This window comes from Paraburkholderia sp. A1RI_3L (genome assembly GCF_048957895.1).
GTDB classification, from domain to species: Bacteria; Pseudomonadota; Gammaproteobacteria; order Burkholderiales; family Burkholderiaceae; genus Paraburkholderia; species Paraburkholderia kururiensis.
In genome coordinates this window covers 54,676-80,990 of record NZ_JARCHA010000017.1, presented here as the reverse complement: position 1 = coordinate 80,990, position 26,315 = coordinate 54,676, and the positions used below count along the sequence as shown (strand labels likewise).

General features: G+C 68.4%; 21 protein-coding genes. 16 read left to right on the top strand and 5 right to left on the bottom strand.

Translation table 11 applies throughout. The features are described 5' to 3' along the window. Positions 1-154 precede the first annotated feature (154 nt). Complete coding sequence (locus tag PXJ20_RS29415; protein WP_421032309.1) at positions 155-1,123, top strand: GlxA family transcriptional regulator; 969 nt, start codon at positions 155-157, stop codon at positions 1,121-1,123. On the opposite strand, the gene PXJ20_RS29410 is transcribed toward PXJ20_RS29415, so the two are convergent. After that, positions 1,099-2,055: a LysR family transcriptional regulator gene (locus PXJ20_RS29410; protein WP_421032310.1), complete on the bottom strand. Its 957-nt coding sequence runs from the start codon at positions 2,053-2,055 to the stop codon at positions 1,099-1,101. The genes PXJ20_RS29415 and PXJ20_RS29410 overlap by 25 nt on opposite strands. Before the next feature lie 121 nt (positions 2,056-2,176). On the opposite strand from PXJ20_RS29410, the gene PXJ20_RS29405 reads away from it, so the two are divergent. The 6 genes from PXJ20_RS29405 (at position 2,177) to araH (ending at position 9,689) form a co-directional block, all read left to right on the top strand. Beyond that, on the top strand, positions 2,177-3,928 hold the full coding sequence (locus tag PXJ20_RS29405) for an IlvD/Edd family dehydratase (protein ID WP_421032311.1): 1,752 nt from the start codon (positions 2,177-2,179) through the stop codon (positions 3,926-3,928). A 32-nt stretch (positions 3,929-3,960) separates the two neighbouring features. Beyond that, positions 3,961-4,890 carry a dihydrodipicolinate synthase family protein gene (locus PXJ20_RS29400; protein WP_421032312.1) on the top strand — a complete coding sequence of 310 codons (930 nt, stop codon included), beginning with the start codon at positions 3,961-3,963 and terminating at the stop codon, positions 4,888-4,890. A 31-nt stretch (positions 4,891-4,921) separates the two neighbouring features. Next, positions 4,922-5,857 (top strand): Gfo/Idh/MocA family protein, encoded by a 936-nt coding sequence (locus PXJ20_RS29395; RefSeq protein WP_421032313.1) that lies wholly within the window; start codon positions 4,922-4,924, stop codon positions 5,855-5,857. Positions 5,858-5,990: 133 nt separating this feature from the next. Then, on the top strand, positions 5,991-6,995 hold the full coding sequence (locus PXJ20_RS29390; RefSeq protein WP_017775819.1) for an arabinose ABC transporter substrate-binding protein: 1,005 nt from the start codon (positions 5,991-5,993) through the stop codon (positions 6,993-6,995). Between the two features lie 26 nt (positions 6,996-7,021). Next, positions 7,022-8,575: an L-arabinose ABC transporter ATP-binding protein AraG gene (gene araG / locus PXJ20_RS29385; RefSeq protein ID WP_017775820.1), complete on the top strand. Its 1,554-nt coding sequence runs from the start codon at positions 7,022-7,024 to the stop codon at positions 8,573-8,575. Positions 8,576-8,654: 79 nt separating this feature from the next. Further along, the gene (gene araH / locus PXJ20_RS29380; protein ID WP_017775821.1) at positions 8,655-9,689 is read left to right on the top strand and encodes an L-arabinose ABC transporter permease AraH; all 1,035 of its coding nucleotides are present in this window, start codon (positions 8,655-8,657) and stop codon (positions 9,687-9,689) included. Between the two features lie 42 nt (positions 9,690-9,731). Here the strand turns inward: araH and PXJ20_RS29375 are convergent, their stop codons facing one another. Continuing rightward, positions 9,732-11,000: a CapA family protein gene (locus PXJ20_RS29375; protein ID WP_421032314.1), complete on the bottom strand. Its 1,269-nt coding sequence runs from the start codon at positions 10,998-11,000 to the stop codon at positions 9,732-9,734. A gap of 152 nt (positions 11,001-11,152) precedes the next feature. Here PXJ20_RS29375 and PXJ20_RS29370 point away from each other — a divergent pair, with 152 nt between their 5' ends. The 7 genes from PXJ20_RS29370 to PXJ20_RS29340 all read left to right on the top strand — a co-directional run bounded on the left by PXJ20_RS29370 (position 11,153) and on the right by PXJ20_RS29340 (position 18,764). After that, a complete protein-coding gene (locus PXJ20_RS29370) occupies positions 11,153-12,541 on the top strand; it encodes a PAS domain-containing sensor histidine kinase (protein WP_421032315.1) in 1,389 nt (462 codons plus the stop codon). 389 nt (positions 12,542-12,930) lie between these two features. Then, complete coding sequence (locus PXJ20_RS29365) at positions 12,931-13,950, top strand: AAA family ATPase (RefSeq protein ID WP_126878258.1); 1,020 nt, start codon at positions 12,931-12,933, stop codon at positions 13,948-13,950. A 30-nt stretch (positions 13,951-13,980) separates the two neighbouring features. Continuing rightward, on the top strand, positions 13,981-14,883 hold the full coding sequence (locus PXJ20_RS29360; RefSeq protein ID WP_421032316.1) for a DUF58 domain-containing protein: 903 nt from the start codon (positions 13,981-13,983) through the stop codon (positions 14,881-14,883). A gap of 101 nt (positions 14,884-14,984) precedes the next feature. Continuing rightward, positions 14,985-15,998 carry a calcium incorporation protein MxaA gene (locus PXJ20_RS29355; RefSeq protein ID WP_421032317.1) on the top strand — a complete coding sequence of 338 codons (1,014 nt, stop codon included), beginning with the start codon at positions 14,985-14,987 and terminating at the stop codon, positions 15,996-15,998. Next, positions 15,995-17,002, top strand: a complete 1,008-nt coding sequence (locus PXJ20_RS29350; protein WP_421032318.1) for a vWA domain-containing protein — start codon at positions 15,995-15,997, stop codon at positions 17,000-17,002. The genes PXJ20_RS29355 and PXJ20_RS29350 overlap by 4 nt, the downstream gene beginning before the upstream one ends. Next, entirely contained in the window at positions 16,999-17,604 is a 606-nt protein-coding gene (locus PXJ20_RS29345) for a hypothetical protein (RefSeq protein WP_421032319.1), read from the top strand. The genes PXJ20_RS29350 and PXJ20_RS29345 overlap by 4 nt, the downstream gene beginning before the upstream one ends. Further along, a complete protein-coding gene (locus tag PXJ20_RS29340; protein WP_421032320.1) occupies positions 17,601-18,764 on the top strand; it encodes an MxaL protein in 1,164 nt (387 codons plus the stop codon). The genes PXJ20_RS29345 and PXJ20_RS29340 overlap by 4 nt, the downstream gene beginning before the upstream one ends. Here the strand turns inward: PXJ20_RS29340 and PXJ20_RS29335 are convergent. From PXJ20_RS29335 to PXJ20_RS29325, 3 genes are read right to left on the bottom strand one after another with little or no spacing between them, the layout of a single operon-like run. After that, entirely contained in the window at positions 18,697-19,998 is a 1,302-nt protein-coding gene (locus PXJ20_RS29335; protein WP_421032321.1) for a complex I 51 kDa subunit family protein, read from the bottom strand. The genes PXJ20_RS29340 and PXJ20_RS29335 overlap by 68 nt on opposite strands. Before the next feature lie 2 nt (positions 19,999-20,000). Beyond that, complete coding sequence (locus tag PXJ20_RS29330) at positions 20,001-21,623, bottom strand: FAD-binding protein (protein ID WP_421032322.1); 1,623 nt, start codon at positions 21,621-21,623, stop codon at positions 20,001-20,003. A gap of 7 nt (positions 21,624-21,630) precedes the next feature. Next, positions 21,631-22,299 carry a 4Fe-4S dicluster domain-containing protein gene (locus PXJ20_RS29325; RefSeq protein WP_421032324.1) on the bottom strand — a complete coding sequence of 223 codons (669 nt, stop codon included), beginning with the start codon at positions 22,297-22,299 and terminating at the stop codon, positions 21,631-21,633. Between the two features lie 399 nt (positions 22,300-22,698). On the opposite strand from PXJ20_RS29325, the gene PXJ20_RS29320 reads away from it, so the two are divergent. Continuing rightward, on the top strand, positions 22,699-24,711 hold the full coding sequence (locus PXJ20_RS29320) for a sensor histidine kinase (RefSeq protein WP_421032325.1): 2,013 nt from the start codon (positions 22,699-22,701) through the stop codon (positions 24,709-24,711). Continuing rightward, positions 24,705-26,030: a sigma-54-dependent transcriptional regulator gene (locus PXJ20_RS29315; protein WP_042301692.1), complete on the top strand. Its 1,326-nt coding sequence runs from the start codon at positions 24,705-24,707 to the stop codon at positions 26,028-26,030. The genes PXJ20_RS29320 and PXJ20_RS29315 overlap by 7 nt, the downstream gene beginning before the upstream one ends. Positions 26,031-26,315 lie beyond the last annotated feature (285 nt).

Genomic DNA, 26,315 nt, shown 5'->3' with positions numbered 1-26,315 from the left:
TCTGCTGCAATAGACGGTTGAGCGCCTTCACCGGCGCGCTGGGCCGACGGCCCCGTGTGCGAACCGTCCCCGGCGCATGACCGGAATAGCGTCTATGATCACGTTTTCCGCCACGTATTTGCGCGACCGCACACGGCGCGCACGGAGCACTCGCATGCATCGCATCGGCTATCTGTTGTCGGACGGGTTTCAGATCATGGCGCTCGCCACCCAGGCGGTGTTCGAGTACGCCAACGACACCGCGGGCAGCCCCTTCTACACCATGGCGCACTACTCGGCCGAGGGCGGCGAGGTGCGTTCGTCGGTCGGCCTCGCGGTCGGCACGCGGGCCGCGGGGCCGCGCACGCAGGCGGACACGTGGATCGTGGCGGGCGTGAGCGACCCGCTCGCCATGCCCGCAGAGCCCGCCGCGCTCGCCTTCATCCGCAAGGCCGCAGACCGCGCGCGCCGCGTCGCGGCCATCTGCACGGGCGGTTTCGTGCTGGCGCAAGCCGGCCTGCTCGACGGACGCCGCGCCACCACGCACTGGGCCTTCGCCCGCGAGATGCAGAAGCGCTTTCCCGGCATCCGCGTGGAAGAAGACCGCATCTTCATCATCGACGGCCCGCTCTGGACGTCGGCCGGCATGACGGCGGGGCTCGACCTCGCTCTCGGCATGGTCGAGAAAGATCTGGGCGCGGACGTGGCGCGCACGGTCGCGCACAAGCTCGTCATGCATCAGCGGCGCGCGGGCGGCCAGTCCCAGCATTCGGAGATGCTCGATCTCGCGCCGAAGTCCGACCGCATCCAGAACGCGCTCAACTACGCGCGCAAGAACCTGACGCGTCCGCTCACGGTGGAAGAGCTGGCCGCGGCGGCGCATCTGAGCGCGCGCCAGTTCAGCCGCGTGTTCACGATGGAGACGGGGCAGTCGCCCGCGAAAGCTGTGGAAGGGCTGCGGCTGGAAGCGGCCCGGCTCATGATCGAGCAGAGCCGGCATTCGCTCGACGTCATCGCGAAGGAGACCGGTTTTCGCGACCGGCGCCACCTGCGCGAGGCGTTCGTACGCGGCTTCGGCGTGCCGCCGCAGGCGGTGCGGCGCGAAGTGCGCAGCGGGGCTCACGCCACCGCCACCTCCGCGTAGGCCTCGCGGCTTGCCACCCGCAACGCTTCCACCATCACCTCCGCCGCCGGCGAGAGCAGCCGGTCGGCCCGCGTGATGATGCCGAAGTCGTCCATCTGGCAATTCATCTGCAGCGGCAGGATCTCCACCATGCCGTGGCCCGCGTAGTAGCGGCCCACGTCTTCGGCGATCACCGCGATCATGTCGCTCTGTTCCAGCACTCGCGTAATGAAGAGCAGGGCCGAGGTCTCCACCACGTTCGACGGCGGTGCGAGGCTCGCGCGCTGGAACATCATGTCGAAGCGGTGGCGCAACACGCTGCCCGCGGGCGGCACGACCCAGGCGAAGCGCTCCACGTCGGGCAGTGCGGCCGGCGCGAGGGCCAGCATCGGATGGCCCGGCCGCACCACGGCGCAGATCGGCTCGCCGGCGAGCGGCTCGTAGCGCAGTTGCAGCGCGTCGTGGTCGGCGGAAAGACGCCCGAGCACCACGTCGAGCTTGTCCTGCGCGAGCCGCTCCAGCAGCACGTTGCTCGCTTCGATCTCCACGGAAACACGCATGTTCGCGTGCGTGCGCTTGACCGCTGCCACGGCCGCGGGCAACACGCGCACGCTGGGCGAGGTGATGGCGCCCACGGCCACGTGGCCGAGCCGCCCGGCCTTCAGCGCCGTCAGTTCCTCCTGAGCCTGGTCGAGGCTCTCCAGCACGGCGCGGGCATGGCGGATCAACGCGTCGCCGTAGAGCGTGGGCCGCATGCCGCGCGGCATGCGCTCGAACAGCACCGCGCCCAGCAGTTCCTCCAGTTCGCGCAGCACCTTCGAAGCGGCCGGCTGCGTCATGTTCAGCGTGGCCGCCGCGCGGTGGATGTTGCCGGTCTCCGCCAGCGCCACGACCAGCAGCAACTGGCGTGTTCTCAGGCGGGTTCGGACGTAGGAAGGGCTCGTTTCCAGCATGGCGTAGGTATTTACACTAATGTCGAAATAGATATCGGAAACGTCTGGATTTTCATTGGAAGGTTATCAGACTTGTCCTTAAACTGTGCCGCATATTTCGCCTTGAGAACAAACAGAGACGATGTCGGCTTCGAAACCCAAACTGCGCTCCCAACAGTGGTTCGGCACCACGGACAAGAACGGCTTCATGTACCGAAGCTGGATGAAGAACCAGGGCATTCCGGACCACGAATTCGACGGCCGGCCCATTATCGGCATCTGCAATACGTGGTCGGAACTCACGCCGTGTAATGCCCATTTCCGCAAGCTCGCGGAGCACGTGAAGCGCGGCATCTACGAAGCCGGCGGTTTCCCGGTGGAATTCCCGGTGTTCTCGAACGGCGAGTCGAACCTGCGGCCCACCGCCATGCTCACGCGCAACCTGGCGAGCATGGACGTGGAAGAGGCCATTCGCGGCAACCCCATCGACGCGGTCGTGCTGCTCGCCGGCTGCGACAAGACCACGCCGGCGCTCTTGATGGGCGCGGCCAGTTGCGACGTGCCGGCCATCGTCGTCTCGGGCGGGCCGATGCTCAACGGCAAGCTGGAAGGCAAGGACATCGGCTCCGGCACGGCCGTCTGGCAACTGCACGAGTCGCTGAAGGCGGGCGAGATCGACCTGCATCATTTCCTTTCGGCTGAAGCCGGCATGTCGCGCTCGGCCGGCACCTGCAACACGATGGGCACGGCCTCCACGATGGCGTGCATGGCCGAAGCGCTCGGCGTGACGCTGCCGCACAACGCCGCCATTCCCGCCGTGGATGCGCGCCGCTACGTGCTCGCTCACATGTCGGGCATCCGCATCGTCGAAATGGCGCTGGAGGGGCTCACGCTCTCCAGGCTGCTCACGCGCGAAGCGTTCGAAAACGCGATTCGCACCAACGCGGCCATCGGCGGCTCGACCAACGCCGTGATCCACCTGAAAGCGATTGCCGGCCGCATCGGCGTGCCGCTCGAGCTGGAAGACTGGATGCGCATTGGCCGCAACACGCCCACCATCGTCGACCTGCTGCCCTCGGGCCGCTTCCTGATGGAAGAGTTCTATTACGCGGGCGGCTTGCCCGCCGTGCTGCGGCGCCTGGGCGAAGCGGGCCTGATTCCGCATCCCGACGCGCTCACCGCGAACGGCAAGACGCTGTGGGACAACGTGCGCACGGCGCCGAACTACAACGACGAAGTGATCCGCCCGCTCGACAAGCCGCTCATCGCGGACGGCGGCATCTGCATCCTGCGCGGCAACCTGGCGCCGCGCGGCGCGGTGCTGAAGCCCTCGGCGGCCACGCCCGAGCTGCTCAAGCATCGCGGCCGTGCCGTGGTGTTCGAGAACTTCGACCACTACAAGGCGACCATCAACGACGAGTCGCTCGAAGTGGATGCGAATTCCGTGCTTGTCATGAAGAATTGCGGTCCGCGCGGCTATCCTGGCATGGCCGAAGTGGGCAACATGGGCCTGCCGCCGAAGCTCTTGCGGCAGGGCGTGAAGGACATGGTGCGAATTTCGGATGCCCGCATGAGCGGCACCGCTTACGGCACCGTGGTATTGCACGTGGCGCCGGAAGCCGCGGCGGGCGGTCCGCTCGCGGCAGTGCGCACGGGCGACTGGATCGAGCTGGACTGCGAAGCCGGCCGTCTGCATCTGGACATCAGCGACGAAGAACTCGCGCGGCGCCTGTCCGACGTCGATCCGCTCGCAGCGCCGGGCGTGGCCGAGCAGAGCGACCGCGGCGGCTACGCGCGGCTCTATGTCGACCACGTGCTGCAGGCCGACGAAGGCTGCGACCTCGACTTCCTCGTGGGCCAGCGCGGCTGCGCCGTGCCGCGTCACTCGCATTGAGTCATTGAGGCATTGAGCAGGACTTGAGAGTCATGAACACGAACGCGAAGCGTCCTTACAGCGGCATTTTCCCGGTGGTGCCCACCACCTTCACCGAGACCGGCGAACTCGATTTGGCGAGCCAGAAGCGCGCCGTCGACTTCATGATCGACGCCGGTTCGGACGGCCTGTGCATTCTTGCGAACTTCTCCGAGCAGTTCGCGCTGACCGACGACGAGCGCGAGACGCTCACGCGCACCATGCTCGAACACGTGGCAGGCCGCGTGCCGGTCATCGTGACGACGACGCACTACGGCACCCGCGTCGCCGCCGAGCGCAGCCGCCGCGCGCAGGACCAGGGCGCGGCGATGGTCATGCTGATGCCGCCGTATCACGGCGCCACCTTCCGCGTGCCCGAGCCGCAGATCTACGACTTCTACGCGCGCGTGTCGGACGCCGTCGACATTCCCATCATGATCCAGGACGCGCCCGCGAGCGGCACGGTGCTCTCCGCGCCGTTTCTCGCCCGCATGGCGCGCGAGATCGAGCAGGTGGCGTACTTCAAGATCGAAACGCCGGGCGCCGCGAACAAGCTGCGCGAGCTGATCCGGCTGGGCGGCGAAGCCGTGGAAGGTCCGTGGGACGGTGAAGAGGCCATTACGCTGCTGGCCGACCTCAACGCGGGCGCGACGGGCTCCATGACGGGCGGCGGTTTTCCCGACGGCATCCGTCCGATCATCGAAGCGCACCGCGAAGGCCGCCTCGACGACGCCTTCACGCTCTATCAGCGCTGGCTGCCGCTCATCAATCACGAGAACCGTCAGGCGGGGCTGCTCGCGTGCAAGGCGCTCATGAAGGAAGGCGGCGTGATCGACTGCGAACTGCCGCGCCATCCGCTGCCGGCCATGCATCCCGAAACGCGCGCGGAACTCGTCGCCATTGCGCGCCGGCTCGATCCGCTCGTGCTGCGCTGGGCGAAGTAAGCACACCAGAACCGCGCAAAGCAAAGCCACCATGACGACGAATTCGACCTACAGCATCGCCATCGCGGGCGTCGGCAAGATTGCCCGCGACCAGCATCTGCCCGCCATCGCGGCTCACAGCGGCTTCGACCTCGTCGCCTGCGCGAGCCGCCATGCCGAGGTGGACGGCGTGCGCAACTACAAGACCATCGACGAACTGCTTGCCGCCGAAAGCGAGCTGGACGCCGTGTCGCTCTGCGCGCCGCCCCAGGTGCGCTACGCGCAGGCGCGCGCCGCGCTGGAAGCCGGCAAGCACGTGATGCTCGAAAAGCCGCCCGGCGCGGGCGTGAGCGAAGTGGAAGCGCTGCGCGAACTCGCGAGCGCCCACAACCGCACGCTCTTCGCGACGTGGCATTCGCGCCATGCCAGCGCCGTGGAACCGGCGCGCGGCTGGCTCGCGCAACGCACCATCCGCGGCGTGCACGTGCGCTGGAAGGAAGACGTGCGCCGCTGGCATCCGGGCCAGCAATGGATCTGGGAGCCGGGCGGTCTCGGCGTCTTCGATCCGGGCATCAACGCGCTTTCCATCGTCACGCGCATCCTGCCGCGTGCGGTGCTGCTGCGCGCGGCCACGCTGTGGATGCCCTCGGACGCCGCCACGCCCATCGCCGCTGAACTCGACTGCATCGATACGCTCGGCGTGCCCGTGCGCGCGGAGTTCGACTGGCGCCATGGCCCGGTCGAACAATGGGAAATCGACGTGGAAACTACCGATGGCCTGCTCTCCATCAGCGAAGGCGGCAAGCGGCTGTCGATTGCGGGCGAGCCGGTCGAGCTTGGACCTGAGCGCGAATATCCGTCGCTCTATGAACACTTTCACACGCTCATCGCGAACGGCGCGCACGACGTGGACGTGCGTCCGCTTCAACTGGTGGCCGACGCGTTCCTGCTCGGCCGGCACGTGGAGGTGGAGGCGTTCGGCGGCTGAGCGGTCTTGTTCGGGACCGCACCTGCCGCAGCCGGCAAGGCAGAACAAAACAGAAGCAGCACCCACGCCTGAAGCAGCTTGAAACCAGCTTGAAACAAACGGTTGAACAACAACCACTCACCAGGAGACTCGCATGACCCGCACCCTTCGCCGTCTGACTCTGCGCGCCGCGCTCGCCGCCATGTGCGTGGCGCCGCTCGGCATGCTCGCCACGGCCCAGGCCGACACGCCACTCAAGATCGGTTTTCTCGTGAAGATGCCTGAGCAGGCATGGTTCATCAACGAGCAGAAGGCCGCCACGGCGCTCGGCAAGCAGGAAGGTTTTTCGGTGGTGAACATCGGCACGCCGGACGGTGAAAAGGTGCTGTCGGCTATCGACAACCTCGGCGCACAAGGCGCGCAAGGTTTCGTGATCTGCGCACCGGATGTGCGTCTCGGACCGGCTATCGCCGCGCGCGCGAAGCGCTACAACATGAAGTTCGTGACGGTGGACGACCAGCTCGTCGACTCGTCGGGCAAGCCGCTTGCCACCGTGCCGCACCTCGGCATGTCGGCGTTCAAGATCGGCAACCAGGTGGGCCAGGCGATCTCGGACGAAATGAAGAAGCGCGGCTGGAAGCCCGAAGAAGTGGGCGCGCTGCGCGTGACTGACTACGAACTGCCCACGGCCAAGCTGCGCACCGACGGCGCCACGCAGACGCTGCTTGCCAACGGCTTCAAGAAGGAAAACATCTTCGACGCGCCGCAGAAGACCACCGACGACGAAGGCGGCTTCAACGCAGCGTCGCCCGTGCTCGCACAGCACCCGAACATCAAGAAGTGGGTAGTGTTCGCGCTGAACGAAGAAACGGTGCTGGGCGCCGTGCGCGCAACGGAACAACTGCACATTCCGTCTGCCGACGTGATCGGCGTGGGCATCAACGGCGCGGGCGAAGCGTTCGCCGAGTTCCAGAAGAAGGAACCCACGGGTTTCTACGGCACGATCGCGGTGAGCTCGACGAACCACGGCAAGCAAAGCACGCAGAACCTCGTGGACTGGATCCGCAACGGCAAGCAGCCGCCCGCCGACACGCAGACCACGGGCAAGCTGATGACGCGCGAAAACTGGCAAGCCGTGCGCACCGAGCTGGGCATTTAATCTGAAGGCGTGCGGGCAGGGATGCAATGACTGAAACGATGACTCATGCAGGCGCGGCCGCCGCGCCTGCGAGCGGCGGCAACAACGGCGCCGGGCGCGCTTACCTCGAACTCGACGGGATCTCCGTGAGTTTTCCGGGCGTGCGCGCGCTCGACCGCGTGTCGCTCACGGTGCGCGCCGGCGAAGTGCTCGGCTTGATGGGCGAGAACGGCGCCGGCAAATCGACGCTGCTCAAGGTGCTCTCGGGTGTGAACCATCCGCAGGAAGGCACGCTGCGCTTGAACGGCGTGGAGCACCGCTTCGCGACCACGCGCGCCGCGCTGGATGCGGGCATCGCGATCATCTATCAGGAACTGCATCTCGTGCCCGAGCTGACGGTGGCGGAAAACCTGATGCTCGGGCAGTTGCCGAACCGGCTCGGCGTGGTGGACGAGAGCACGCTCGTCTCGCGCGCCATGGACGAATTGAAGCGTCTTGGCGAGCGCATCGACCCCAACACGCCGGTCAAGAATCTTTCCATCGGCCAGCGCCAGATGATCGAGATCGGCAAGGCGCTGATGCGCGACGCGCGCGTCATCGCCTTCGACGAACCCACGAGCTCGCTCTCGGCGCGCGAGACGGTCAACCTCTTTCGCATCATCAACGCGCTGCGTGCCGAAGGGCGCGCGATCATCTACGTCACGCACCGCATGGACGAGGTCTACGAGCTGTGCGACCGCGTCACGGTGTTTCGCGACGGACGCCACATCGAGACGTTCGAGTCGGTGGACGGCCTCGAGCGCGACCGGTTGATTGCCTGCATGGTGGGCCGCTCGATTGCCGACGTCTACGGCTACCGGCCGCGCGAGGCCGGCGACGTGATGATCGAGGCGAAGGGCCTGATGGGCCCGGGTCTGGCCGAACCGATCTCGTTTGCCGCGCGGCGCGGCGAGATCGTGGGCTTCTTCGGGCTGGTGGGCGCAGGGCGCTCCGAACTCATGAAGCTGCTGTACGGCGCCGAGCGGCCGAGCGCGGGCCACGTCGAACTGAACGGCCGGCGCGTGGCCTTTGCGAGCCCGCGCGACGCCGTGCGCGCCGGCATTGCGCTGTGCCCCGAAGATCGCAAACAGGAAGGCATCGTGGCCATCGCATCGGTGGCGGACAACCTCAACATCAGCGCGCGGCGCCATTTCAGCCCCGCGCGCTTCCTGCTCAATGCGCGCCGCGAACGCGAACTCGCGCAGGAATACATCGCGAAGCTCGCCATCAAGACGCGCAACGGCGACACGGCCATCGGCACGCTGTCGGGCGGCAACCAGCAGAAGGTGATCCTGTCGCGGTGGCTCGCCGAGCGCATCGAAGTGTTCCTGATGGACGAACCCACGCGCGGCATCGACGTGGGCGCGCGCGCCGAAATCTACAACCTGCTGTACGACCTGGCGGCGGCCGGGCGCACCGTCGTGATGGTGTCGAGCGATCTGGCCGAGGTGATCGGCGTGGCCGACCGCATCATCGTGATGCGCGAGGGCCGCATTGCCGGCACCGTGCCGAAGGCGCAGGCCACCCCCGACGAACTGATCAAGCTGGCGCTGCCGCGCTAGCGCGACGGCATTGCTGATTCACCCGCTGATTCACCCGGATTCTCCAAAGACCGGACGTACCACGAAAGACGAACACGAGATGAGCCAAGCCATGCAACCCCAGGGCACTTCCTCCGTTACCGAACCGGCCGCCGACGCAGTTGCCGAAGCAGCCGGGCCCATCACGCCCCGCAAGGCGCGCACATGGGACGTCATCAACAAGTCGGGCATCGTGGTGGTGTTCGTCGTGCTGTTCGCGGTGCTCTCCGCGACCGTGCCCGACTTTCTCACCACCCGCAACATCCAGGGCCTGCTGCTCTCGGTCACGCTGATCGGCTCGATCGCGGTCACCATGATGTTCGTGCTCGCGCTCGGCGAGGTGGACCTTTCCGTCGCCTCCATCGTCGCGTTTTCGGGCGTGGTGGCGTCCACCGTCATCACGCAGTCGCATAGCGTGATGCTCGGCATTGCGGCCGGCGTGCTGGCGGGCGGGGCGGTGGGCCTCGTGAACGGCGTGCTGATCGCGCGCTTCAAGATCAACTCGCTGATCGCGACGCTCGCCATGATGGAAGCGGTGCGCGGCCTCGCGTTCCTGACCTCGAACGGCGACGCCGTGATGATCTCGGAAGAGCGCTTCTTCGACCTGGGCGGCGGCTCGTTCCTCGGCATCTCGTTTCCGATCTGGAGCAACATCATCGGCTTCGTGGTGTTCGGCTTCCTGCTCAAGAAGACAGTGTTCGGCAAGAACGTGCTCGCCGTGGGCGGCAACAGCGAGGCGGCGCTGCTCGCGGGGCTGCCCGTGACGCGCATCAAGGTGGTCGTGTTCGTGCTGCAAGGCCTCGTGACCGGCTTCGCGGGCGTGATGCTGGCCTCGCGCATGAGCCTGGGCGACCCGAAGACCTCGGTGGGGCTGGAGCTAGGCGTGATCTCGGCGTGCGTGCTGGGCGGCGTGTCGCTCACGGGCGGCGTGGCGACGATCTCCGGCGTGCTGGTGGGCGTGCTCATCATGGGCGCGGTGCAGGACGCCATGAGCCTCATGAACGTGCCGACGTTCTACCAGTACCTGATTCGCGGCGGCATCCTGCTGCTCGCGGTGCTGTTCGACCAGTTCCGGCGCAGCCGCCGGGCGGTTTGAAGCACGGCTGAGGGAGCCGCTGAGGCACGCAGGCGTTCGGGCTCACCAACGCCACGCCAGCACTTCTTGTGCATCGCCCACGCGCTCCACGCGCACCCCGAAACGCTCGCCTTGCTGCGCGAGCGTTTCGTGCAACCAGGCCACATCTTCGTCGCGTGCATGCGCCAGCCGGAAATGACGGATGCGCATGGGCACCGCTTGCAGTTCTGTGAGCAAACCGGTGGCCGCGTCCAGCACCGGAAAATACATCAGCGTGAGGTCGGGCCGGTACTGCGCGTGGCCTGGAATGCCCTCGTAGTCGTTCAGAAAGTCGCCGCAGCCGTAGAACACCGGCTTGCCGCGATACACCTCGATCGCCCGCACGTGATGCGACGAGTGGCCGTGGATCACGTCCGCGGCGCCCGCGTCGATGAGCCGCTCGGCGAATGCCTGTTCCGCGCGCGAAACGTGGAAACCCCAGTTGTCGCCCCAATGCAGCGAGATCACGACGAGGTCGCCGGGCCGGCGCATGTCGGCGACGTGGCGGGCAACGGCGTCGGCGGTTTTTATCGATAGATCGGGCAGCACGTTCACGCCGTTGTGCCGGGCGCTCGCGGCCCAGGCGGGCGGCACGCCCGCGGTTTCGCTGCCGTATGCGTAGACGAGAAGCCGGCGGAGCGGGGCGGCGTGTTCGTCCTCCTGAACGGATACGGGCGGGCCGCCCGCTGCACTGTCCTCTCCCAGCTCGATCACAGCCGGCGCCGCCGCGGCTTGCGCGTCGTGGCCCGCACCTGCCGTCCGGATGCCCGCTTCGTGCAGGCACGCGAGCGTTTCGTCGAGCCCCGCGTAGCCCCAGTCGAGCACGTGGTTGTTGGCGAGCACGCAGCAGTCGGTGCCCGCTCGCACGAGGCACGTCAGACTCGCCAGATTCGCGGGATGCATGCGGTAGTGAATGCGCTTGTCGGGCCACCAGGTCTCGCTCGTCGTCACGGCCGTTTCCAGATTGACGATGCGCGCGTGCGGTGCGCGCTCGGCCAGCACGGCGAGCGCACCGCCCCACGGATAAGCGGCATCGACAGGTGACGGAATGCGGCCCGTGGCGCGCACGGCGAGCTTCACGTACCCGGTGGCGGAGCGCACGTAGGGCTCGTGGAGATCAGGCTGGCCCGGGTGGGGCAGGATCTGGTCGATGCCGCGGCCCAACATCACGTCGCCGCACAGGAAGAGGCGCACGGCGGTGCGCGTCGCGGCCTGCTGCCTGGCGGCGTCCGGGGCAGCGTCCGGGGCGGGGATAGGGTTCAGCTTGGGATCGAGCTTCGCTTTTGGCGTCATGTGCGTGTCCGGCGGGTCGCTGCGGACCAGTCTGGAAACGGTTCGCCCGCGCTCTTTGATCTGTGTCAATTGAAACGCCTGTGCGGCCGCCACAATCATTCCGATCTGTTCAGCATCGGACCGTGGCGCGCACCCGCCGGACCAATAAACCAATGAATTCACCCGCCATCCTGGTCCTCACCGTCCTGGTTCTCAGCGTCCTGCTGATTGCCGCACTGGCGGCATCGGCCTGGCTGTTCGCCAGAATGCGTCGCGCCGTGAAGCAGGCCGAAACGCAGGAGAACCAACTGCAAGCCATCGTCTCGACGGCGGCAGACGCCATCGTCACCGTGGACGAGCAGCACCGCATCGTCATGTTCAATCCCGCCGCGGAACACATGTTCGGGCGCGCGGCCGCCACCGTGCTGGGCGAAGACGTGGGCGTGCTGATTCCGGTGCGCTTTCGCGCCGGTCATCGCCAGCACGTGGCCCGCTTCGGCAAGGAAGGCGTAAGCCTCAAGACCATGAACGGCGGCCGCGACGTGGTGGCGCTGCGTGCCGACGGCACCGAGTTCCTGATCGATGCGTCCATTTCCCGCGCAACCGCACAGGGCAAGCGGCTCTACACCGTGGTGGCCCGCGACATGACGGAGCGCCACCGCTTCCAGAACGCGCTGCGCGAGAGCGAGATGCGCTACCGCGAACTCGCGCGTTCGCTGCAACGCGTGCGCGAGGACGAGCGCGCCGTGCTGGCGCGGCGGCTCCACGAGGGGCTCGGGCAGCCGCTCACCGCGCTCAAGATGGAGATGTCGGCGCTCGACGCGCAAACGCACCGCGACAGCCTCGCGCGCATCGAAGGCGAGAGCGACGCCGCCCGCGCGCTGCGCGAGAACGTGGACGGACTCGTGGACCATCTCGTCGCGCTGGTGCGCTCGCTCGCGTCCGAGCTGCGTCCGCCGATGCTCGACGACCTGGGCCTCGCCGCCGCGCTCGACTGGCTGGCCGGCGACCTCGCCACGCGCTACGGCCTGCGCGTGGCGCTCGACGTGACGGAGACCGAACTGGATCGCGACGTGGCCACCGTGCTCTATCGCATCGTGCAGGAAACCCTCGACGACGCGGGCCGGCAGCAGCGCGATGCGGACTTTTCGCTGGTGCTCGGGAAGGCGGGCGGGTTGGTGGTGCTGAGCCTTGGTGAAGAGCCACGGCGTGGCGCGGATGCAGGTGGCGAGCGCGGCGAGGCGAATGATGCGAATGGTGCGAATGGTGCGAATGGCACGAGTGGCCCGGCCAATGTGAGCGGTACGGTGGCTGCGGCGGGTGTCATCGGTGCAGCCGGTGCAGCCGGTGCAGCAGGCGTGAGCGTCGTGTCGCAGCCGGCCATCCGCACGCCCACGCCCGCGTGGCTGCTCTCCGTGCAGGAGCGCGTGGCCGCCTTGGGCGGTCGCGTCGAGTATGTGCCTTCGAATGGGCCCTCCAGCGCGTCTCCGACGGCGACAGGCGGCACGCTCGCCATCTCCATTCCGCACAACGGCGAGGCAACCGCCGCCATGCCGGACTGACTAACTCGGGTTGGCCTGGGTTGGCTCGCGTCGGCTCACCTAAGCCGACAACCGACCGTGCTGCGTTCTTCGACGGCGTGGCGAGCTTCGCGTAACGGCGGACTTCGTTGCGCCGCCTCGTCAACGCCTGGCTCGTTTGCCTTCGCCACACTGCGCCGGTTCGGTGACAGTGTGTGCCGCTCCCTCCCATCGAACCTTGTGCTGCGCTCATCACGCGCGCCGTTGCAGCAAGGCCTGCGCGCCATCGCCGGCGCCTTGGCCCACACCGTTGTTCGCTCTGCTGCACTGCGATCGGCATGAGAGCTGCTTGCGGCCTCGCGGTGCGGCCGGTCGGCAGGTGTCGTCGCCTCCCCAATCGGGGCCGCCAGGAGAAGAAGGAGGAGCGGCCAATGGCATTGGGCGAGAGACTTCAGGACTGGCGCGCAAACGCGCTGCGGCTCGAAGACGAAGTGGGCAAGGTCGTGATCGGCCAGCAACCGACCATCCGCCTCATCACCGTGGCGCTCTTCGCGCGCGGCCACGTGCTGCTGGAAGGCGGCGTGGGCGTGGGCAAGACCACCGTGCTGCGCGCCTTCGCGCGCGCCGTGGGCGGCGAGTTCGAACGCGTGGAAGGCACCATCGACCTCATGCCGGGCGACCTCGTCTACCACACCTACGTGGATGCCGAAGGCAAGCCGCGCATCGACCCCGGCCCGCTCTTGCGCAAAGGTGAGCGGCTCACCACGTTCTTCTTCAACGAGATCAACCGTGCGCGCCCGCAGGTGCAGTCCCTGCTGCTGCGGGCGATGGCGGAGCGCTCGGTCTCCGCGTTCGACCGCGAATACCGCTTTCCGCACATGACCGTGTTCGCGGACCGCAACAAGGTGGAGAAGGAAGAAACCTTCGAGCTGGCCTCCGCCGCGCGCGACCGCTTTCTGTTCGAACTGAACATGCCGACGCCGGCCGACCCCGACGTGCGCCGTGCCCTCGTGTTCGACACTGTCTTCCACGACGCCGACGCGCTCATCGAAACCGTGCGGCCGGGCGTGGTGGCCTGGGAGGAACTCAACAGCATGGGCGCGGCGATCCAGCAGGGCATTCACGCGAGCGAGGCGATCGAGCGCTACGTGCTCGACATCTGGAGCGCGACGGAAACGCCGCAGACCTTCGGCATCGCACTCGACGACGTGGACATGGACCGCCTGATTCTGGCGGGCGCAAGCCCGCGCGGCATGAGCGCGCTGCTGCGCGCCGCGCGCGTGAGCGCCTGGCTTGCGGGCCGCTCGCACCTCACGCCGGAAGACGTGCACGCCGTGCTGCCCGCGGCGCTCGGCCATCGCGTCTTCTTCACGCCCATTTACGAACTGCGCCGCCAGGAACTGGCCCAGGCGCTGGTGGCGCAGATCGTGGCGCGCCTCGCGGTGCCTTGAGCGCCGGGGGGGAGGAGGGAGACACCGTTCATGAAGGCGCCGCGCGAATTCCATTACCGTCTGCCGGGCCGCGCAAGCGGTTTTCGTCCTGGCTCGCACCCGGGCACGAGCTTCGGGCCTGGGCAGGAGTTCGCGCTGCACGCGCGGCTCGTCGATTACCCCGACCCGCGCCGGCTCGACTTGCGCGCGAGCATTCAGTCGGTGCGCGGCGAATGGCTCGTGCGGCTCAATCTGCAGCGCGTGGCGGTGCCGGTGCAGGTGATCGTGGACGTGTCGGCGTCCATGCGCTTCGGCGTGAAGCGTTCGAAGCTCGACGTGGTGGCCGACTTCGTCGAGGCGCTCGGCTACAGCGCATTCCGGAGCGGCGACCGCGTGGGCATGGCCGCGTTCGACCACACCGAACGCAACGATCTGAGCGCGCCGCCGCGCTACGGACGCGGCAGCGGCGACGTGATGGCCGCGATGCTGCGCAGCGAGGCGGCTGCGTCCCACGCGGACATGCCCACGCCGTGGAACAGCGCCGCCGCCGGCGCCGGCAATGGCACGGCAGCGCTGGCGCGTGTGGTGGCGAAGCTCGCGGGCAGGCAGGCGCTGGTGTTCATCGTCTCGGATTTTCATTGGCCGCTCGACGGCATGCCCGCGATCCTCGACATGCTCCTGCACGCGCACGTCGTGCCGATGGTGGTGTGGGACCCCGCGGAACTGGATGCGCCCGAACGCGGCGGCCTGCTCGACGTGCGCGACATGGAGACCGGCGCGCGCCGCACCGTGTGGCTCTCGGGCCAGGTGCGCGCGAAGTGGCGCGAGGCCGTCGCGCGACGGCGTGCGGAACTGGTGAGCCTCTTCGGCAAGCGCGCCATGGCGCCGTTCTTCATGGAAGGCGAGTTCGAGCCCGAGGCGCTCTCGCGGTACTTTCTGGAGCAGAGCGTATGAGGCAGCGTGCGGCGCGTCGCGACGAGGTCCGGCGAGGCGGCGTGATGCGCGTCGCTGCGCGGACCCTGGCGAGCTCCGTGGCAATTTCCGTGGCAACTTCCATGGCAACTTCGGCGCGGCTCGCGGTTGCGGCTTCATGGGTGACGTTTGCTATGTTCGCGACGTTCGCCTCATCCGCGGCCGCCGCAGAGTGGCCAGCCCGCGTGGCCGAGCCGCGCGCGTTCGGCCACACCATCGGCGACGTGCTGACACAACGGGTGCTGCTCGAAGCGAACGGCCATTCCGTGAGCGCTGTCGCCATGCCCTCGGCGGGCCGCGTCGGCGTCTGGTTCGAGCGTCGTGCGGCGCGCGTCGAGACCGACGCCGACGGGCGGCGCTGGCTGGTCCTCGACTATCAGCTCACCAATGCGCCGCTGGCGCCCACGCAGGTCGCGTTGCCCGCGCTCGAACTGAACACCGCGGCAGGCGACGTGCTGCGCGTGCCCGAATGGCGCGTCGGCATCGGGCCGCTCGTGGCGGATGGGGCGTCCACCACCGTCTCGGCGGATGCATCGGGTGTGTCGCCGATAGCCGAGCCGCAGGCCGGTTTGAGCGGGATACAGCCCGATCGCCTCGCAGCGCCGGTCGCGCTTGCGCCCATCCGTCGGCGGCTGGGCGTCGCGCTCGCCGCGCTCGTGGTCACGCTCGCCGCGTGGGGCGCATGGGCGTGGTGGCGCAATGCGCGCGAAGCCGCGCGGCTGCCGTTCGCGCGAGCCTGGCGGCAGATGCGGCGGCTCGATGCACGAGCGGCGCAATCCGAATCCGCGTGGCGCGTTCTGCACCGCGCGCTCAATGAGACGGCGGGGCACGTCGTGCATGCGGGGTCGCTTGCCGCGGTGATCGGTCGCGAGTCGTGGCTGCAACCGCTGCGGCCTCGGCTCGAACAGTTCTACCGGCAATCGGACGAGCACTTCTTCGCGGCGGCGCGGCGCAGCGATGCCGCGCCCGCCGCTGCGGCCACCGACGCCGCCACTGCTGCGGTCACCGACGCTGCCACCGCTGCTGCGACCGATACGCGCGGCCTCGTCGATCTGTGCCGCGCGCTCTATCTCGCGGAAAGGCGCCGGCAGTCATGAGTGCGTCCCTCATTGCACCTATCGGCTCGCCCATCGACTTTGCCGCGCCGTGGATGCTCCTCTTGCTGCCGCTCGCGCTGCTGCCTTTCGTGCCGCGTCGCGACGACACGCTGCCGTTCTCGTGGTCCGCGTGGCTGCCGCCCGACCGTGCGGGCCGCGTGCTGGGCTGGGTCTCGCGCGCGGCCGCCGCGCTCGCGATGGCCGCGATCGTGGTGGGACTCGCACAGCCGGGCCGCATCCATCTGCAGGCGCACCGCACGGGGCGCGGTGCGGAGACGCTGATTCTGATGGACCGCAGCGGCAGCATGAACGGCGTGATGGCGAGCAAGGGCGCCAACGCCACCGGCGACGCCAAGAACACCGTGGCGCGCGCCGCGCTCGACGAGTTCGTGAACGGCCGGCCCAACGACCGGTTCGCGTTCATGATGTTCGGCATCAACCCCATGCTCGCCGTGCCGTTCACCTACGACCACGCCGTGATTCGCGCCGCGATCGGCAGCACGCAGATTGGCCGCGGCATGCCCGATACGCAGCTTGGCCGCGGCCTGCTCGCGGCCATCGGGCAATTCGACGGGCTGCCCTGGACGGGCCATCGCGCCATCGTGATGGTCTCCGACGGCGGCGCGAAGCTCTCGGACACCGAACGCAAGCTCATTGCCGAAGGGCTCGCGCGCAACCGCATCGCGCTGTATTTCGTCTTTCTGCGCAGCAGCTTCTACGGCGCGAAGCTCGACGCGGCCGCGCGGCAGGGCAGTGCGGCGCCCGAGGCGGACCTGCACCGCTTCTTTCTTTCGCTTTCCACGCCGTACAACCTCTACGAGGCGGGCGACCCCGGCGCCATGACGGCGGCGATGAACGAGATCGACCGCCAGCAGAGCTTCCCCGTTTCGTTCGTCGAGCAGTTGCCGCGCCAGGACCGCAGCGGCGTCTGCTTTGCCGTGGCGCTCGCGGGCTGCGCCGTGCTGCTCGCGGCGCGCGTCCTTCAGGTACGGAGCTGGGCATGAAGCGCACCACCGTTCACGCCGTATTTGCCGTCGCCGCACTTGCGTGCGCGGTGTTTGCGGGTGCAGAGGCGATCCGGCTCGTGAAGGCGCAGCGCGTGAACGACGAAGTCGCGGCGGTGACGCGCGGGCTGGCGGCTGCATCGGCTGCTGCACCGGCCGCTTCGTCGGGCATTGCCGCTGCCGCAAGCAGCACCGATACGATCGATTCGCTCGCGCCGCGCCCCGTGCAGCTTGCGCAGGCCGTGGCGCTTGCGGCGCAGCGCCGGTACGACGCCGCGGGACGCCGCTTCGAGGCGCTCATCGAAAACGGTGTGCACGACGAGACCGGCCGCGCGGCGCTATTCGATCTCGCCAACATGTATCTGCGCGAGGGCGCGGGCACCAGCGACGACGCGGGCACGAGCCGGTCGGCTCCGATGATCGAGCAGGCCAAGGCGCGCTACCGCGCGCTGCTGCGCATGACGCCCGACGACTGGGACGCGCGCTACAACCTGGAGCGCGCGCTGCGGCTTGCGCCCGAGCAGCCTTCGGAAGCCGCCGCCGAGGTCGCGACGAAGAGCCGGATCAAGCTGCGCGGGGCGCAGAGCGAGGACCTGCCATGACGCGTCGTGCGCCGGCAACATCGCCCGGGCGGGTTGGGTGGGTCGGCCCCCTCGCGCGCCGTCTTCTGCATGCGCCGAGGCACGTCCTCGCGGGCCGCGACTGGGCGGTGGCGGCCGCGCTCGTGCTGCTGGCCGCGGCGTTCGCGGTGCCGTCGGTGGAACTGCCGCGCGATACGTTCACCTACATGGTCACCTTCGACATTACGCAGAGCATGGACGCCGAAGACATGAGCCTGAACGGGGCGCCCGCGAGCCGGCTCGACTTCGCGAAGGCCGCGATGCGCGATGCGCTGGGCCAATTGCCGTGCGGCTCGAAAGTGGGCTGGAGCGTGTTCACGGGCCAGGCCGCGCTGCCGCTCGTGACGCCCGTGGAGGTGTGCCGGCACTACGACGCGCTGCTGGCGTCGCTAGGCGCGATCGACGGCCGCATGCGCTGGACCAACTGGAGCCGCATCGCGGAGGGCGGTATCTACTCGGCGGTGCGGGTCGCGCACACGATCGGTCAAAGCGCCGCGCAAGGCAGCGGCCCGGGCATCGCGCAAGCGGACGGACAAGCCGACGAACAGCCAGACGAACAAGCGGATAAATCAACGGACGAACCAGCGCGCGGACGCGCCCCGGCCGCACGCGGCGTCGCGGTGGTCTTCTTCACCGATGGCCAGGAGGCGCCGCCCATCCTGCCTTCGAACGGGCCCACGATCGAAATCGGCGTGCCGGGCGTGAAGGGCTGGCTCATCGGCGTGGGCGGCGACCAGCCCGTGCCGGTGCCGAAGACCGACGCGACCGGCCGCAAGACCGGCTACTGGAGCGCGGCCGACGTCGTGCAGGTCCCGCCCGCGGATCGCCCCCCGGGCGCGGGCGAAAGCCACGAGGAATTGTCGGGCCTGCGCGAGCCGTACCTGGCTACCGTGGCGAACCGCATCGGCTTCGGGTATCGGCGGCTGCTCGGGGCGGCATCGCTCGCGGCCGCACTACGCGACCCGTCGCTCGCGCACCGGGAACCCGTGCCCACCGACGTGCGTTGGGTGCTCGCACTCGCGGCGCTGTTGCTGCTCGCGTGGCGCCATGCGCGGTTCAGCCTCCTCACGGTCTTCACAGCCCGTACTCGCCGGGAAACGTTCGCAGCGAACTCTGCACCACCGTTGCCGCACCGTCGATGAGACCGCAACGCCCCGAGCGAGGCAGCAGCGTGGCGAGGCTGGCAAGCGCATCCACATCGCGCTGCGTGGCCACGCCAGTGTCGATCCGGTGCAGCAGGCGCGCCATCTGGAACGTGCCGCACTTGCAGGACGGACATTGCCCGCACGACTCCGCTGCAAAGAATTCCACGTAGCGCGCGACTTCGCGCACGATGCTCGTGCCTTCGCCCAGCACGATCATGGCGCCCGTGCCGAGGCTGGAGCCGCGTGCGCGCACCGAGTCGAAGTCGAGCGCGACGTCGAGGTCGGCGGCGGTCAGGAGCGTGTTCGACGGACCGCCCGTGAACACGGCCTTGAACGCCTTGCTGCCCAGCATGCCGCCGCCGCAGCCGAACACGAGGTCGGCGAGCGGGGTGCCCATCGGCAACTCGTACAGGCCGGGGCGCAGCACGTCGCCCGAAAGCGAATAGAGCTTCGTGCCGCTCGCCTCGCCGATGCCGAGCGCGCAATGCGCCTGCGGCCCGTCGCGCAGGATGTGCGGGACGTTGGCGATGGTCTCGACGTTGTTGATGAGCGTAGGTGCCCCGCCGATACCCGACTGGGCGGGAAAGGGCGGCTTGCTGCGCGGGAAGGGGAAGCCGCCGTCGAGCCACGAGACGACCGCCGTTTCCTCCCCGCCGATGTAGCGGCCCGAACTCTCGTTCAGCGCAAGCTCGAGCGGATGCCCGAGCGCCGCCGCGAGGCGCGCAAAGAGCTGGCTTGTCTGCCATTGCGCGAGCGCTTCGCGCATCGCGGCGAGTGCATCGCGCTGACGCCGGTTCACGTAGAACACGACATGCGTGGCGCGAATCGCAAGGGCGGCGATCAGCGCGCCTTCGATCACCTGGTGCGGCGTGTGCAACAGGAGATGGCGGTCCTTGAACGTACCGGGCTCGTCCTCGTTGCCGTTGACGACGACGTAGCGAATCGTCGGTGTCGTGCCGGGCGAGGCGGCTTCTTTGCCCGGCACGGCGGCCGCGCCCGCCTGCGCGGCCGCGCGCCACTTGCGGTGCGTCGGGAAACCCGCGCCGCCCATGCCGACGAGGCCCGCGGCCTCGATGGTATCGATGATCGCTGCGGGATTCGCAAGCGCGGCATCGAGTCCGTGTCCGCCGCCCGCTGCGAGCCAGCGCCGGTAATCGGTCCCTACGTCGAAGCGGGAACTCAGCAGACGTTGGTTCAAGCGCTTGTTCAGGTGATAGTTCTGGCGTGCCATGTCTAATCCCCCCTCGCGCCGCCAGCCAGATGGCGGCGCAGATCGAAGTTGCCGTACCCGGGGTACAGGAGCGGAGCGCGCGGGGCGGCCGTCTCGCCCGCCATGGCTAGCGCTCGCCGGAACGCGGCTACGTGGCCGAGACCGGCGCGGCCCGTCGGTCCACGCTCTGCCGCGCATGCGGCCGAGTGCACGCCCGCGCGCCGGCCGAACGCGATGATGTCGAGCAGCGCATTGCCCATCAGCCGGTTGCGGCCGTGTACGCCGCCCGCCACCTCGCCGGCGGCGTAGAGCCGCGCGACGTCGGTCGCGGTGTCTGTGCCGATGACGACGCCGCCGTTCTGGTAATGCAGCGTCGGATAAACGAGCAGCGGTTCGCGTGTGGGGTCGATCTGGCATTTCGCGGCCAGATGGGCGAGCCCCACCAGTTGCGTCGTGAGCAGATCCGGCTGGCGGGCGAGCAGGTCCGGTGTGTCGATGAACACGCCCCGGGCGCCGTCGCGTTCGATGCCGCGTCCTTCTGCGCATTCGCGCAGGATCGCGGCGGCGACGACGTCGCGTGGCGAGAGTTCGTCGATGAAGCGCTCGCCCAGACCGTTGACGAGACGCGCGCCCGCCGACCGAACGGCCTCCGACACGAGCGCGCCCGCCAGATGCCGCGGCCATGCGATGCCGGTAGGGTGGTACTGGAAGCTGTCGAGGTCGGTCACGCGGGCGCCCGCCCGATACGCGATCACGAGGCCGTCCGCCGTTGCGCCGTAGTGATTCGAGGTGGCGAAACCTTCCAGGTGCAGCCGGCCCGAGCCGCCCGTGGCGAGCACGACCGCCCGCGCCAGCACGGGGCGCAGCCGGCCGTGCTCGAGATCGCAGAGCACGGCGCCCGCGCACGCGCCGCTCTCGTCGGTGAGCAGTTCGAGCGCGGGCGCCCGGTTCAGCACCGTGATGCGCCGGTCGAGTTCCACTGCTTCGCGCAGCACGCGCATCATTTCGAGCCCGGTGAAGTCGCGATGCGAGAGCACCCGGGCCGCGCTCGTGCCGCCCGCGCGTTTGCGCAGCAGCCGTCGGCCGTCGGGCTCCAGATCGAACGCGACGCCAAGGCCGATCAGCCAGCGGATCGCGCCGGGGCCATCGGCCACGAGTTGCGCCACGAGTTCGGGCCGGGCCGCGCCGTGTCCGCCGCGCAGCGTGTCGTCGTAGTGGCGCGCGATGCTGTCGTCGCTGCCCACGGCGGCCTCTATGCCGCCCTCGGCCATCACCGTGTTGCTGTCGCCCACGCGCAGTTTGGTGGCGACGATCACGTCCGCACCCGCGGCCGCGGCTTCGAGCGCGGCGGCCGCCGCGGCGCCGCCTCCGCCGATCACGAGCACGTCCGTGACAAGCGGCGGGGCGCCGGCCAGATCGACTTCGTCGATCAGCGCGTCCGATTCGAGAAGCCGCGCAAGCGCGGGATGGCATGCGTGACCCGCATTCGGGCCGACGCGCAGCGGCGTGCGCGCACTTGCGCGGTGGTCGGGGTGATAGGCGGCGAGGAGGTCCGCGGCGGAGGTGCCGGATTCCCGCAAGGGCACGTCGCGACCCGGCAGCAAACGCATGCGTGCGTCGTCGTAACGGATGGAGGCAGCGGTCATGGTCGTGTCACTCCGTGTGAGCGTGGCGTTCGACGCTGTGCGCCGGACTACCTTGGCCGGCCGTGTCCTGACCGGCCGTGTCCTGTTGCGCGAGGCGCGCGATGAGATCGACGGGCCGCAGCGTCAACGCCGTGTGCACCCGCCGCGCCGCGAGGCCCAGATGATTCGGCCAGATCCGCTCGGGGCAGGCGAGTGTGCAGAGGTTGCACATCACGCACGCATCGAACACGCCGGACGCGCCGGGCAGGTCGCCCGCCACCGCGAGCGCCACGCCGCGCTCGACGTCGATGCCTTTTGGACACGCGCGCGTGCAGCCGCCGCAGTGGCGGCAGTCGTGCGCCTCGGGAAACACGCGCATCAGTTCGCGGTGCGCCTGCCAGCCGTCGGCGAACTGGCCGATCTCGTAGCGGTGCGGCTTATCGGGCGTGAAGTAGTCGATGAAGCTCACCTGCATGCCGTCTTCCACGCGCGTTTCGCAGGCCAGCAGCGGCGTGACCTGGCGCTCGCCCGCGCGTCGCACGAGGCAGCGGCACGCGCCGCATACGCCCTGGCCCATGCAGCCGACGTTCGCCGTGAGCGCGCCGGCATGGGCGGCGGCCTCGACGATGGAAAGCGTCGCGGCAACTTCGGCCGTGCGGCCGTCGATCACGACGGTGATGTGCCGTTCGTTCGTCATCCTGATCCTCGTGGACGAATGGTTCGAGTGCGCCTGCCGTACCGGTGCGGGACCGATGCCGGAAGGCGCGACGCGCTGTTCAACGCAAGGAGCAGGCCACGCGGGATGCGGCGGGTTGGCGCAGAGGCCGCGAACCGCCCGGCGCTGGTGACGGCGGCGGCAGCGTCCCGCGCCATCCGGGGAGCAACGCTTCGGCCGCGGCCCGGCGTTCGGTTTTTCGAACCCGTTACGCGGCCTGTGTTCGGAAAACCGAACGCGCCGCGCACAAAGCACGGGGAAGCTTGCGCTGTATCAACGGGTGAGGGCTTCTGGTCTGGTGGCATGAGGCTTGCCTTGAAAGAGCGCGCACGACGCGCGCCGCCAGCCCATCTGGCGCGGCAAAAGCAACGGAACACCACGATGACCACGACTGTAACGATCAAGCGCGCCGACGACGAAACGGGCAGCGACCCGCCGGCCGACTGCCGTTACCACCGGCGTTGTGCGGGGCGATGCGAGCGTCTCGCGACGGAAGCGGGCGACCCCGCCGAGCTTTCCGGCCTCTCGTGCATCCGCTCGTTCCGGCGGCGCGACGCCATCATCTATCTCTCGCTCACCTTCGTCGTCACCGTGCTGTGCTTCGTGGGCGCCTACCGCTACTTCTTCGACCTGGGCATGGCCAGTCTGGAGGCTTCCACGAGCCGCGAGTTGCCGGTGTACGTGCAGCGGCTCGAACGCGAAACGGACCGGTTCGACACGCTGCTGCTCGCGCTCTCCATGAACCGCGACGTGGCGGCGTACCTGAAGGGCGACCATTCACGCGAGCTCAGCGATGCGCTCGACAGGATGCTGCGCGACCTCAACGACAGCACGGGGGCGCTGCAAACGTATCTGGTGGATACCACGCTGCACGTGGTGGCGTCGTCGATGCCCGACGGGCCGGGCAGCTTCGTCGGCCGCGACATCTCCTACCGGCCCTATGTGCAGCGCGCGCAGCCGGGGCGTGTGGTGGGCTACTACGCCGTGGGGACCACGGGCAACATGGCCGGCTACTACCTCGCGACCGCCGTGAACGACGACGCGGGCCGGCGCGTGGGCATCGTCGCGACCAAGATCGGCCTCGACCGGCTCGAGCGGGACTGGCTGCATGGCGTCGAGCGCCGTGTGGTGGCGCTCGACGAGAACGGCGTGATCGTGCTGTCGTCGCGGGCAGACTGGAAAGATCGCCTGACGCACGTCATCACGGACGCAGAACGCCGCCGCTTCTACGAGACCCAGCAATACAACCGCGCGGACCTGCGCCCGCTCGCGTGGGGCAGCGTGACCCCGCCGTTCGGCGAGCGGCCTTTCCTGCGCGCCGGATTGCCCGGACAGGAACGCGACTATCTTGCCGTCACCGCGCAGCTACCGGAGCTATCGATGCGGCTCGTCGTGCTTGCCGATCCGTCCGACACGCAGCAGCTCGCGCTCGCCCAGGCCGGCTTCGTCGCGTTTGCGGTGGCCGTCGTCGCGCTGTTCGCGCACATCGTCTACGAGCGGCGCCTCAATACGCAGGAGCAGCGGCTCGCGCGCGAAGCGCTGCAGGCGGCGCACGAGCGCCTCAAGGCGCGCTTCGAGCACCGCAGCGCGGAGCTGCGCATTGCCAACGAAGACCTCAGGAAAGAGGTGGCCGAGCGTATCGAGTCCGAACGCCGGCTGCGCAGTTACCAGGACGAACTCATCCGCACCGAAAACCTTGCTGTGATCGGACAGCTTTCCGCGGGGCTCGCGCACGAGATCAACCAGCCGCTCGCCGCCATGTCCACGCTTTCGGAGAACGCCGTGCGCTTCCTGCAGCGCGGCGATACGGCCACGGCGCAGTTCAACCTGGGCCGCATCAGCGAACTGGTCACCCGCATGGGCACGCTCACGGGACGTTTGCGTTCGTTCGCGCGGCGCTCGAGCGGCGAGATCGTCGCGATGCCGCTCGTGCCGTCCATCGAAAACGCGGTTGCGCTGCTCGCCCACCGGCTCGAAAAGGAACACGTCGCGGTGAAGATCGACGCGCCGCCCGGGCCGCTTTTGGCCTTCGGCGAAACCGTGCGGCTCGAGCAGGTGCTCGTGAATCTGCTCTCGAACGCGATCGAGGCGATGGAGGCGAGCCCGGTACGCGAGATCGTCATTCGCGCATATCGCACGTACGGCGACGGCGAGCATGCGTTCATCGAGGTGCTCGACAACGGCATCGGCCTGTCCGACGCCGTGCAGGCGAGATTGTTCGAACCGTTTTTCACCACCAAAAAGACGAGCGGCCTCGGGCTCGGACTCGCCATTTCCGCCGACATCGCCACGAGCTTCGGCGGCAGCCTCACCTGCGAAAACCGGCCGCAAGGCGGAGCCCTGTTCCGCCTCACGCTGCGCGCCGCACCGTCTGAAGGAAACGCATCATGCTAGAAAACATCGACGTCCTTGTCGTCGAGGACGACGACGACGTGAGACTGGGTTGCCTGCAGGCACTCGCCCTGGAAGGCGTGCGCGCAGCGGGCTTCGAAAGCGTGGAGAAGGTGCCGCGCAATCTGCCGCGCGACGGCGCCTTCGTGGTTGTCTCCGACATCCGGCTGCCGGGCATGGACGGCATGGCCTTCCTGCGTCAGCTCGTGGAACGCGACGCCGACCTGCCCGTCATCCTCATCACGGGACACGGCGACGTGCAGATGGCCGTGCAGGCCATGCGCGACGGCGCCTATGACTTCATCCAGAAACCGTTCCAGTCGCGCGAACTCGTTTCGGTCGTCAAGCGCGCGCTGGAAAAGCGCTCGCTTGCGCTCGAAGTGCAGCGGCTGCGCCGCCAGGTGGCCGAAATCGGCGGGCTCGAGCAGCGCATCATCGGCCGCTCGCCCGCCATCGTCGAGCTGCGCGAGTTGGTGGCGGAACTGGCGCCGCTCTCCACCGACGTCATGATTCTGGGCGAGACCGGCACCGGCAAGGAACTCGTCGCGCGCTGCCTGCACGATCTTTCGGGACGTAAAGGGCCGTTCGTGGCGCTCAATTGCGGCGGCCTGCCGGAGTCGCTCTTTGAAAGCGAGATATTCGGTCACGAGGCCGGTTCGTTTTCGGGGGCGACGCGCCAGCGTATCGGCAAGATCGAGCATGCGCAGGGCGGCACGCTGTTTCTCGACGAGATAGAAAGCATGCCGCTCGCCATGCAGGTGAAGCTGCTGCGCGTGCTTCAGGAGCGCAGCGTCGAGCGGCTCGGCTCGAACCGGCTCATTCCCGTGGACTTTCGCGTGATCGCGGCCACCAAGGCCGACCTGCTCGCGCTTTCGGAAGAAGGGAAGTTTCGCGCCGACCTGCATTTCCGCCTCAACGTCGCGACCATCACGCTGCCGCCGCTGCGCTCGCGTCAGGAAGACATTCCGCTGCTGTTCGACGTGTTCGTGCAGCAGGCGGCGTTGCGACTCGATCGGCCTGCGCCGCCCATCAAAGACACGGTGGTGCGCGAGCTGCTGGCCCACAAGTGGCCCGGCAACGTGCGCGAGCTGCGCAATCAGGCCGAACGCTACGTGCTGGGCCTCAAGGGTGCGCCAGGCACGCAGGACACCGAACCGGTCTCGCTGACAGCCACCGTCGATGCGTTCGAGCGCGGGCTCATCGTGGAGGAGTTGCGCCGTCATGGCGGCAATCTGTCGCGGGCGGCCGAGGCGTTGCACATTCCGAAGACGACGCTCTTCGGCAAGATCCGCAAGTACGAGATACAGAGCGAAGACAGCTGACGGCCGCGTGCGCTTTTTTCTGCGCTTCGTTTTGCGCGTTTCGTTCTGCGCGCTTTGTTTTGCACGCTTTGTTTTGCACGTTTCCTCCGCCCGTTCCTCCGTTCGTTTCCTTCCCTCTGCTTTTCCGCCTGCTTCTGTGTGCGGGCTTCGCGCTGCGGCCGAAGCCCGCTTGTCGCGTTGCCCGTCGTGTTTCTGCTTCGTGCTCGTGGTGCTCGTGTTTGATCGTGCTGCGCGCGCCATGCGCCGATGTTCAGGCATTCGAAATACCGAACGGCCTTCGAAGCC